The organism is Intestinibacter sp. (genome assembly GCF_051866655.1).
Taxonomy (GTDB): domain Bacteria; phylum Bacillota; class Clostridia; order Peptostreptococcales; family Peptostreptococcaceae; genus Intestinibacter.
In genome coordinates, this window is sequence record NZ_JBJDXL010000498.1 from 1 (window position 1) to 10,917 (window position 10,917).

General features: G+C 29.4%; 11 protein-coding genes. 2 read left to right on the forward strand and 9 right to left on the reverse strand.

Annotation, left to right across the window (positions count from 1 at the left end; all coding sequences use genetic code 11):
- The 5 genes from ACI3VO_RS15020 to ACI3VO_RS15040 all read right to left on the reverse strand — a co-directional run.
- Nucleotides 1-245 (reverse strand): hypothetical protein (locus ACI3VO_RS15020; protein WP_439758695.1); only part of this gene is annotated, 245 nt, incomplete at its 3' end.
- Between the two features lies 1 nt (nt 246).
- On the reverse strand, nt 247-1,056 hold the full coding sequence (locus ACI3VO_RS15025; protein ID WP_439758696.1) for a hypothetical protein: 810 nt from the start codon (nt 1,054-1,056) through the stop codon (nt 247-249).
- Between the two features lie 69 nt (nt 1,057-1,125).
- Nucleotides 1,126-1,545, reverse strand: a complete 420-nt coding sequence (locus ACI3VO_RS15030; RefSeq protein WP_439758697.1) for a type IV pilin protein — start codon at nt 1,543-1,545, stop codon at nt 1,126-1,128.
- A 41-nt stretch (nt 1,546-1,586) separates the two neighbouring features.
- Nucleotides 1,587-2,774: a type II secretion system F family protein gene (locus ACI3VO_RS15035; protein WP_439758698.1), complete on the reverse strand. Its 1,188-nt coding sequence runs from the start codon at nt 2,772-2,774 to the stop codon at nt 1,587-1,589.
- Nucleotides 2,775-2,791: 17 nt separating this feature from the next.
- The gene (locus tag ACI3VO_RS15040) at nt 2,792-4,090 is read right to left on the reverse strand and encodes a GspE/PulE family protein (RefSeq protein WP_439758699.1); all 1,299 of its coding nucleotides are present in this window, start codon (nt 4,088-4,090) and stop codon (nt 2,792-2,794) included.
- 304 nt (nt 4,091-4,394) lie between these two features.
- Between ACI3VO_RS15040 and pdxS the strand changes: the two genes are divergently transcribed.
- The gene (pdxS, locus tag ACI3VO_RS15045) at nt 4,395-5,273 is read left to right on the forward strand and encodes a pyridoxal 5'-phosphate synthase lyase subunit PdxS (protein WP_439758700.1); all 879 of its coding nucleotides are present in this window, start codon (nt 4,395-4,397) and stop codon (nt 5,271-5,273) included.
- A 1-nt stretch (nt 5,274) separates the two neighbouring features.
- Entirely contained in the window at nt 5,275-5,850 is a 576-nt protein-coding gene (gene pdxT, locus ACI3VO_RS15050; RefSeq protein WP_439758701.1) for a pyridoxal 5'-phosphate synthase glutaminase subunit PdxT, read from the forward strand.
- A gap of 108 nt (nt 5,851-5,958) precedes the next feature.
- Here pdxT and ACI3VO_RS15055 read toward each other — a convergent pair whose 3' ends face one another.
- From ACI3VO_RS15055 to ACI3VO_RS15070, 4 genes are all read right to left on the reverse strand, one after another.
- On the reverse strand, nt 5,959-7,032 hold the full coding sequence (locus ACI3VO_RS15055; RefSeq protein WP_439758702.1) for a PRK06851 family protein: 1,074 nt from the start codon (nt 7,030-7,032) through the stop codon (nt 5,959-5,961).
- 124 nt (nt 7,033-7,156) lie between these two features.
- Nucleotides 7,157-7,768: a ribosome biogenesis GTP-binding protein YihA/YsxC gene (gene yihA / locus ACI3VO_RS15060; protein WP_439758703.1), complete on the reverse strand. Its 612-nt coding sequence runs from the start codon at nt 7,766-7,768 to the stop codon at nt 7,157-7,159.
- Complete coding sequence (gene lon, locus ACI3VO_RS15065) at nt 7,758-10,115, reverse strand: endopeptidase La (protein WP_439758704.1); 2,358 nt, start codon at nt 10,113-10,115, stop codon at nt 7,758-7,760. Before lon ends, yihA begins: the two co-directional genes overlap by 11 nt.
- A 249-nt stretch (nt 10,116-10,364) precedes the next feature.
- A partial coding sequence (locus tag ACI3VO_RS15070; protein ID WP_439758705.1) for an AAA family ATPase occupies nt 10,365-10,917 on the reverse strand: 553 nt, incomplete at its 5' end.

Consider the following 10,917-nt stretch of genomic DNA (forward strand, 5'->3'; position numbering starts at 1 on the left):
ATGTTACATTTTTGTGTATCTAAATTTTGATTACCTTCAGATAAATTCTTATTTACTTCCTCTTGCTGTGAAATATTTTCTAATTTATGCTTAGATATGTAATCAGTAAGCTGTGTATATTTAATTACATTAATCGATACTTGAAATAAAGTTATCAACAGTATTATAAGAATACTTACTTGGTATAAATTCCAATTTCTTTTATTTTTCTCAAAAATGTTGATACATTTAGTATTTTTTCTCATTTTATACTACCAATCCTATACAAATCATATAATTATTTATATCTTTATCCACATTTTTTTCTATCCACAGCTTATTTAGTTTTAAATCGAATTTTAATTTATCCACATTAAATCCATTTTCTTTTATTTGATTTAAAAAATGATCTTCTAATCCATAATAAAATATGTTGATATCTTTTTCTAAAAATTTTAATATATAATCCACATTTCCTTCCTTTTCAAACACATTTGAATTGTATATTTTCCCATTTTCTACTAAATTTAAAATTATTTCATCATCTAAATTTTCTATTATAATACATCTGTCACAATTTATATTTAATTTATTTATATCCATCAATTTCTGTATAATGTTGTAATTAATATTTAAATATTTGTGCTTAATACCTGCATTTTCTGCAATTTGATCGCAAATCTGTTCTATATGCTTAGGGAATAATATAACCTGCAAATCCATAGTACTTTTATATTTATTTAAAACCCTATATTTAACTATGTAATTATCTAAATTTATAGGCATGTCCTGTCCTATCTCGAATTTTATATATCCGTATATATCACGTTTTCTTATCTTAGCTAAATTTTCATATCCTCTTACTATAACTTCTTCATTTTGTACTGCAAAAAATATCTTTTTTAGTTTTTTATATGCATTTAGTTTTTTGACAACTAAATCTACATATTCCTTTTTCATTTTTGAGCTATTTAAATTTTTCACCCCAACATCTAAATTGATAATATCGACCAATTTTATTTTGTTGATATGCTTTTTTAAAATTAGTATTTCAGTTGAATAATTATCTAATTTCATACATATAAATTTTCCTATAAGATCATCTCCTCTAAAGATTATTGTTCCTCATAATATTCCTTTTTAAATTTATTCATTTGGTTTAGGATAATATTGAATATCTCCTATGCTCACAGTTACTGTGTCGTCATCTCCTACTATAACTTTAAATGATCCTCCAGAACTTTGTTGTACTTCTGGCATAGATCGTAAATATCCTCCACTGACTAAACTTTCAACACTTATTCCTGTTTCTCCATTAGTAGCAGCCACTTGAGCGGCTGTAGCTATATTAGCAGCTGTAGCATAATCTATGTTTACTTTTGCCTTTTCTTGTGCCTTTGAATAACTAAGCATAGCCATACTTGAAAGTATTCCTATAATAGTAACAGTTATCATAACTTCAACTAAAGTAAACCCTCTTTTTTTCTTTCTATCAAAAGATTCTTTATTTTTACTTTTTAAAATAAAATCCTTTTTATATTTGATTTTTTCAAATATAATTTTCATAAAATGTATCTCCTTTCATAATTAGTATTTAAATTTATCTTCTAAAAAGAAGATATCGTATTAAACATAGGTATAACCATTGATATAACTGTAACACCTACTATAAGTCCCATTACTAAAATTATACCAACTTCAAAATACTTCGTTCCTATTTCGACTTTTTCATCTAGCTCATTTTCATAAAATTTATTAATAGTCTCCAATGCTTCCTCCAATCTACCAGTAGATTCTCCTATTGTAACCATAGTGATAAATAATTGTGGAAATAAATTAATTTTGCTAAGCGATATTCCTATACTATTTCCTTCTTTTATAGAATCATTTGCAACGCAAATCATCTCATATATGTACTTCTTATCTATAACCTTTGCAGATATATCAATTGCATTAACTATTTCTACACCACTTTTGACTAGAATATAAAGTGACTTAGAAAACTTATTTGTAATATTTAAAAGCATAAGCTCTCCTACCTTAGGCAATCTCAAAAATAACTTATGTAATTCTTTCCTCAATTCTTGATTATTTTTGAATATATACATACTTATAATTACTGACATAAAGCTCACCAAAAGTATAGCTATATAATTATTTCTTATAAAATTAGATAGAAATAGCATTCCTCTTGTTATAGCTGGTATATCTATATTATTTTCTAAATATATAGCCTCATACTTTGGCATAATAAATAACAAAATCAATAATACAGATGCAACTGTTACAAGAGCTAAAATAACTGGATATATAGAAATACTTATTATTTTACTCTTTAATTTAGCTTCTTTATCATAATACTCGCTCAATCTGTACATAACTTGATCTAAATTACTACTTATCTCACCAGCATAAACCAAACTGATAAAAAATCTAGAAAAAGCACTAGTCTTTTTAAATGACTCTGTTATAGAATTTCCACTCTCTATTTCCCTCAATATCTTTCTTAATACAGGTCTTAATTTTTTACTTGCCTGCGCTTCCAACACTTCTAATAATCTAGTTATTTCACATCCAGACTCAAATAAAATTCCTATTTCTTTGCACAGTATTTTAAGCTCTTTATTTTTTAATTTTTGAGAAAAACTGAAAATAGACCTTCTCTTTTTTATAGCGGATATTTTTAAATTATTATCTTTAGCAAATTTGAACACATCCTCCTCGTATTCAAAATCTAAATCAATTACTTTTCTTTTATTTTCCTCATTATAAACAATACATTTGTATGACTCCATATCTAACAGCTCCTAAACTAAAAAGACCTTACTAAATTTTTTTCAAGCAAATTTCTATAGCATTGATCAAATGTAATCATTTTATTCCTTTCAATAGCAACATCTTTAATTTTATTATTCTTTTCAAAATCATTTATACATTCTTTTATAGCTTCGTCTATCTCCAAAATTTCATAAACTAAAGTTCTTCCTATATAACCTTTGCCTCCACAATATTCACATGCTTCAGTTTTTCCATTACAATATGGACATACCTTTTTAACCAATCTCTGAGATATAATTCCAACTAAAGAAGCACTTATTAAATATAACTCTACACCCATATCCTTTAACCTAGTGATTGAAGATATAGCATCATTTGTATGTAAGGTACTCAATACGAGATGGCCTGTTATAGATGCTCTCACAGCTATTTTAGCGGTTTCTGAATCTCTTATTTCACCTAGCATAATTACATCAGGATCTTGTCTTAAAATAGCCCTTAATCCCTTCTCAAAAGTTAAACCTATCTTTTCATTCACCTGTATCTGATTAATTCCATCCATTTTATATTCAACTGGATTTTCTATTGTTATGATATTTTTTGATACAATATTTAAATCTTTCAATAATGAATACAAAGTCGTACTCTTTCCACATCCTGTTTCACCTACAATTAAAATAATCCCTGACTTATTAGATATCATTTTGTTGATAACGGCTATAGCCTCATCAGAAAAACCTATTTCCTCCTTTGTCTTAAAAAAGTTATCTCTATTTAAAATTCTAAGAACTGTCTTTTCTCCATATGTAGTCGGAATTGTAGATGTTCTGATATCGATTAACTTTCCGTTTATATTTATATCTGCTCTTCCATCCTGAGGAAGTCTTTTCTCAGTAATATCAATACCTGATTTTAATTTAATTACTGCAGTAAGCGGTAAATGTAAGTCCAAAGTATACCTAAAAGCCTCGTACAATTCTCCATCTATACGAAACCTTATCGCTAGATAATTATCAAAGGGTTCAATATGTATATCGCTAGCATTCTCTTTTACTGCTCTATTTAAAATTTCAAAGAAAATTTTCTTAGCATAATCATCATCTACTTCTACTTTATTTCCATATGTAGATTCTATTTCTTTATCAATTTCATCCTGTGAATATCTTTTAAAAACAATCCTCTTGCCTGTTATCATTTTTAAATCCTGTATCGTGTAGATGTCATCTTTACTTCCTCCTATAATTAAAGTGTCATTTTCTAGTCTAATAGGTATTACGTTGTATTTTCTCGCAATTTTCTCTGGTACAATCGACAATAAATTATTTGCTAACAATGGCCATCACCTTCTAATTCATAATTAATTTACTAACTGAATTATGTACTATACAAACAAATTCTATTCACATAAAATAGAAATATTTTCAAATAAATAACTTATTTAATAGTCATAGATTAATGTGCATAATTTTTACATTGTAACAGTACAATTTTATATATAAAAATCAATTTTAATTTTATTGTATTATTACAATGCTTAATTAACAGCTTTTTAAAATTATTTTATTGTAAATTAATGTAAATTGTACTAGTATTAATCCTATAGAAATCAAACAATTAATATTGGAGGTATTAAAAAAATGAATGAAAGATATAGTTTAAATAAAAATTTAGCAGAAATGTTAAAGGGTGGAGTTATAATGGATGTTACAAATCCAGAACAAGCTAAAATAGCAGAAGAAGCAGGTGCTTGTGCAGTAATGGCATTAGAAAGAGTTCCATCTGATATAAGAAAATTCGGCGGTGTAGCTAGAATGTCAGACCCTAAAATGATAAAGGAAATACAAAAAGCAGTAACTATACCAGTTATGGCAAAGGCTAGAATAGGGCATTTTGTAGAAGCTCAAATACTAGAAGCTTTAGAAATAGACTACATAGATGAAAGTGAAGTTTTAACACCAGCAGATAAATTATTCCATATAGACAAAAGTAAATTCAAAGTTCCTTTCGTATGCGGTGCTAGAAATTTAGGTGAAGCATTGAGAAGAATAGGAGAAGGCGCATCTATGATACGTACTAAAGGTGAACCAGGTACTGGCGATGTTGTAGAAGCAGTAACTCATATGAGACAAATGAACAAAGATATAAGAGAAGTTGCAGCTATGGGAGAAGAAGAGCTTATGACTGCTGCTAAAAATCTTGGAGCTCCTTATGATCTAGTTAAATATGTACACGACAATAAAAAACTTCCAGTAGTTAACTTTGCAGCTGGTGGTATAGCAACTCCTGCCGATGCAGCACTTATGATGCAACTTGGATGCGATGGTGTATTCGTAGGCTCTGGTATATTCAAATCTGACAATCCTAAGAAAAGAGCTGAAGCAATAGTAAAAGCAGTTACATATTACAACAATCCAGCTAAATTAGCTGAAATATCAGAAGATCTAGGTGGTGCAATGAGCGGTATCTCTGTTGATAGCCTAGAAGATGAACAAAAATTAGCAGTTAGAGGTTGGTAATATGAAAATAGGAGTTTTAGCAATGCAAGGAGCATATCGTGAACATCTACAAATGCTCAAAGCTTTAGGCGTTGAAGCTATCGATGTACGATATGAAGAGGATATCGATAATATAGACGGTTTGATAATCCCTGGTGGCGAAAGTACTACTATGGGAAAATTAATCAAAACTTTAGGACTTTACGATAAATTAAAATCTAGAATAGAAAATGGTATGCCTGTCTGGGGAACTTGCGCTGGTATGATTTTACTAGCTAAGAATATAGTAAACGAAAGCTACAATCATCTTGCAGTTATGGATATAAATGTACGTAGAAATGCATATGGAAGACAATTAGGAAGCTTTGAAACAAAGGCTCCTGTCAAAGGCATTGGTGATGATATAGAAATGGTATTTATTAGAGCTCCGTATATAGAATCAGTATGCGAAAATGTAGAGGTTTTATCTACTGTGGATGGAAATATAGTTGCAGCACAAGAAGGAAATATGCTTGTTACATCTTTCCACCCAGAATTGACTGAAGATATTAGAATGCACAAATATTTCTTGAATATTGTAGATAAATTTATTAAATAATTATTATAAAATAAAATGTGTAAGTACAAAATAACAACAAATTAAATTTTGTACTTACACAAAATTGACTTCTCATAATTAAACCTTTCGATTAAAACTATAAATTTATTATTCCTTATATTTCAAAATTCTACCAATAACTTCATTCTTCAATTTTTCTACTCTATCGAAGTCCATCGTAGGAACATAATACTCCTCTATAATATCATGGTTGAATTTTGCTCGTTTTAAATTTGCAATTGCATTATTCATCAAATAATCTACTATTTCTTTGTCTATTTTTATATCATCCTTATATTTGTCTAATTTTTCTTCGTCTATAAAATCATTTAAATTAATAAATTGTTTTTCTTTAAATAAAGAGCTTGTCGTTATAGCTACATTCAACTTAGATATATAAACAGCCTGTAATTTATCTAAAATTAGTGGAAAATGATATACTTCTACATCTAACCCTTTTTTCAATGCCCTTTCGTAAATACTTCTCAGAAATTCACTTTTGCCAACACCTATATCTCCACTTATATAATAAATATTCTCTACTTCTTCAAATAGGCTATCTGAATAATCTAGATATCCTACAGGAGTTATCGCTGAACCAAATAAATGTCTGCATTTAGGTGCTCCTTCACAAAATTCAACCCCATCAAATATCCTGCTAACAAAATCATCTGTAATTTTATTTACCTTCGACCAATCCATACATTTCGAATTCTTAGATTCTATATCTAGATAAATAGGTTCCGCTGATTTTAAAAATTTAAATGCCCTTTGGAAACAATCACCTATATTCTCATTGCATAATTGAATTTCAGATTTATTCTTTTCCAATTTTTCTGTATCCCAAAATTCGCCAAAATTAATAATTTCATCAACCGCTCCAGGTAATTTAGGATCAACAATATGTGGCGCAGTTGCATCTAACAAAACTGCATTTAATCCCTTTATAACCACTCCATCTAAGGATTTTGGATCTGAGGAACAGTAATGAAGCTCTACATCATATCCCATCTTGACAAATTCTCTCGCAATCTTCTTCATAAAAGATGACTTGCCAACTCCTGGTCCACCCTTTAAACAAAATATTCTATTCACACCATCTGGTATTATATAATCAAAAAATGAATAAAAACCATTAGATGTGTTTCCCCCTGGAAACATCTTTCTTATTTTTCCTGCCATAAACAAATACCTCCTAAAAAAGCTCTATATTAAGATATTTATTTGGTCTTATTTTTGTTACAAAAAAAGAACCTATTTTGTAGTGTTAATTATCCTACATCATAGGTTCTCTATATTTTAATATCTAATCTACAGTTATTTCATATCCATTTTTAGTATATTGTTCAACTATTTCAGCCCAAACCTCTTCAACACCTGTTTTCTTAGTTGCTGATAGAGGAATTACCTTTTCGTCTTTTTCTAGCTGTAGTTTCTTTCTTATAATGCTTATATTCTTTTGATATTTTCCTCTAGCTATTTTATCTGCCTTTGTAGCTATTACAACGCATTCATAGCCAAAGTGTTTTATCCATTCATACATCATTACATCGTCGTTTGTTGGTTCATGTCTAATATCTACTAATAAGAAAATAGCGCATAATTCATCCCTATTTTCTAGATAAGTTTCCATTATACTTCCCCATTTATCTTTTTCTGATTTTGCAACCTTGGCATATCCATATCCTGGAAGGTCTACAAAGTAAAATTCGTCATTTATCAAATAGAAATTTATAGTTCTAGTCTTTCCTGGAGTTTGACTAGTTCTCGCGAAATTTCTTCTATTTAACAGTGCATTTACGCAAGAAGACTTTCCAACATTAGATCTACCTACTAGAGCTATTTCTGGTAGACCTTCAGCTGGATACTGATGTCTTTTTGTAGCACTCATTTTTATTTCTGAATTTCTAATCTTCATTTTTATCACCATCTTTTACTAGAGCATGTTCTAGTACTTCATCTAAGTGTTTAACTAATACAAATTCCATTTGATCCTTTACATTTTGTGGTATTTCATCTAAGTCAGCTTCACAATCCTTTGGAAGTAAAACCTTCTTGATTCCAGCTCTATGTGCAGCAAGTAATTTTTCTTTAACTCCTCCAACTGGTAGCACTCTACCTCTTAGAGTTATTTCACCTGTCATAGCTACATCGCATCTTACAGGGATTTTAGTTAAAGCAGATAATACAGCTGTAGCCATTGTAACACCTGCTGATGGTCCATCCTTAGGTGTAGCTCCCTCTGGAATATGAATGTGAATATCCTCAGTTTGATAGAAATCATCAGGAATATTGTATTTATCTGATATTGATCTAATATAAGAAATAGCAGTTTGAGCAGATTCCTTCATTACATCACCTAATTGACCAGTTAATACAATTTGTCCTTTACCTTTTAATACATTTACTTCGACATTTAGAGTTACTCCTCCAACTGCAGTCCATGCAAGCCCTGTAACCATTCCTACTTCTGGCTTAGCTCCAGCTAAATCAAATGTATACTTGTCTTTTCCTAGGTATTCTTCTAGATCCTCCTTCTTAACTACAACTTCAGTTAAGCTTGGATCTTCAACGTATTTTTTAGCTATTTTTCTGCATATCTTTCCTATAGTTCTTTCTAGATTTCTGACACCAGCTTCTCTAGTATAGTAGTTTATGATGTCTCTCATAGTAGCATCGTCTATTTTAACAAAGCCTTCTGAAAGACCATTTTCAGCTATTTGCTTTTTAACTAAGTATTTTTGAGCTATGTTTAATTTTTCTTCTTCGATATAACCAGATAATTCTATTATTTCCATTCTGTCAAGTAGTGGACCTGGTATTGTGCTCAAGCTATTTGCAGTAGTTATAAATAGTATCTTAGATAAATCAAATGGTATTTCTAGATAGTGGTCTACGAAGTTTTTGTTTTGTTCTGGGTCTAGAACCTCTAGCATAGCAGACGCAACATCACCCTTGTAGTCAGATGCCATCTTGTCTATTTCATCTAGTAAGAAAACAGGGTTTTTAGTTTCAGCTTCTTTTACACCATTTATAATTCTACCTGGGATAGCTGCAACATAGGTTCTTCTATGACCTCTTATTTCAGCCTCATCTCTTACACCACCAAGAGAAATTCTCACGAATTTTCTGTTCATTGCAGTTGCAATAGATTTTGCTATAGATGTTTTACCTACACCTGGAGGCCCAACTAAGCAGATTATCGGTCCTTTTAATGATTTAGATAAAGTTCTTACTGCTAAGAATTCTAGTATTCTTTCTTTTACTTTATCCATACCATAGTGATCTTGATCTAGTATTTCTCTAGCCTTTTTGATGTCTAGTTTATCTCTAGTTTCTTTATTCCATGGTAATGAGAATATAGTATCTAGATAGTTTCTACTTACAGATATATCTGGTGAAGCAGGTGATATTTTAGAGAATTTGTCTATTTCTCTATTTATTTTAGCCTTTGTATCTTTAGGCGCTTTTATCTTTTTAAGCTTAATTCTGTACTCTTCTGCTTCAGAATTTATGTCTTCTTCTTCACCTAATTCCTTTTGTATAGCTCTAAGCTGTTCTCTTAAATAGTATTCTTTTTGAACCTTATTCATTTGTTTTTTAACTCTTAGAGTTATTTTCTTTTCAATTTTTAATATATCAATTTCTTCTAATAAAATTGAATATAAAAGCTCCAATCTCTTTGTTATATCAAATTCTTCTAGTATTTGTTGTTTTTGCTCTGGTTTTAAATATATATTAGAGGCAATAGTATCTACAAATCTATCTGCATTCTCTATTTCTTCTAGTGAAACAAGTATTTCAGGAGAAACTCTATTTCCTATATTTATATATTCTTCAAAAGAGTCTAAAACATTTCTAACTAAAGCTTGGACTTCTACATCGTTTTCACTTTCATTTTGATTATATATAATTTCATCGACAACAGCTTCAAAAAATCCTGCATCTTGATTAACTTCTTTTATTTTAGCTCTTGATATACCTTCAACTAAAACACGAACTGTGTCCCCAGGTAATTTTATCATTTGCTTTACTTTACAAATTGTTCCAACATGATAAAAATCATCTTCTGTAGGCTCATCAACTTCAACTTCCTTTTGTGATGTTAAAAATATCAATTCATCTGTCATCATAGCTTCATCTAAAGCTCTTATTGAAATATCTCTGCCTATATCAAAATTCAATATCATATATGGAAAAATTGCTAGTCCTCTTAGAGGAATTAATGGTAATTTACGTTCTATCTTAGTATATTTATCTTCCACAATTTTCACTCCTTAAAGCATTTTCTATAATGTATATTAAACAAACACTTTTTATAGTGCTTTTTATATTATATATTTACGAAGTTCAATTTTCAACATAAATAGAAATATACCCTTATTTTTTCCTTATATTTGTTTAATTTATTCATTAGAAAACAAAATTTAAAAAAGGAGCTAAACAAGCTCCTTTTTTTAAACTTAATTTATGCACGCAATACATATGCACTTTATTTTTCAATTATGCAATATTTATGCACTTTCTTCATGGTTTTTAAGTACTATTACTGGATCACTATCTCCTTCTACAGATTTCTTAGTAATGATTACTTTTTTGATATCGTCTCTAGATGGAACTTCATACATAGTTTCCATCATAACATTTTCAACGATACTTCTAAGTCCTCTAGCACCTGTATTTCTTTCTATAGCTTTTTTAGCAATAGCTCTTAATGCATCGTCTTCAAACTCTAATTCTACATTGTCAAGCTCTAATAATTTCTTAAATTGTTTTACCAAAGCATTTTTTGGTTCTTGTAATATTCTCATTAAAGCATCTTCATCTAGTAATTCTAGTGTTGCAACGACTGGTATTCTTCCTATAAATTCTGGTATTATACCGTATTTTAATAAATCTTCAGGAAGAACTTTTGAATATATCTTTCCTAAGTCTACATTCTTTTTACTTTCTATTTTGGCTCCAAATCCAAGAGTCTTAGTTTCTCCACGTCTTTGGATTATTTTTTCAATTCGATCAAAGGCTCCACCTAAAATGAATAATACATTTGTTGTATCTATTTTAAGG

Bases quoted from the DNA above. Each gene is read 5' to 3' on its own strand.
- ACI3VO_RS15025 (WP_439758696.1), bottom strand. From the start codon at position 1,056: ATGAAATTAGATAATTATTCAACTGAAATACTAATTTTAAAAAAGCAT.
- ACI3VO_RS15030 (WP_439758697.1), bottom strand. From the start codon at position 1,545: ATGAAAATTATATTTGAAAAAATCAAATATAAAAAGGATTTTATTTTA.
- ACI3VO_RS15035 (WP_439758698.1), bottom strand. From the start codon at position 2,774: ATGGAGTCATACAAATGTATTGTTTATAATGAGGAAAATAAAAGAAAA.
- pdxS (WP_439758700.1), top strand. From the start codon at position 4,395: ATGAATGAAAGATATAGTTTAAATAAAAATTTAGCAGAAATGTTAAAG.
- pdxT (WP_439758701.1), top strand. From the start codon at position 5,275: ATGAAAATAGGAGTTTTAGCAATGCAAGGAGCATATCGTGAACATCTA.
- ACI3VO_RS15055 (WP_439758702.1), bottom strand. From the start codon at position 7,032: ATGGCAGGAAAAATAAGAAAGATGTTTCCAGGGGGAAACACATCTAAT.
- yihA (WP_439758703.1), bottom strand. From the start codon at position 7,768: ATGAAGATTAGAAATTCAGAAATAAAAATGAGTGCTACAAAAAGACAT.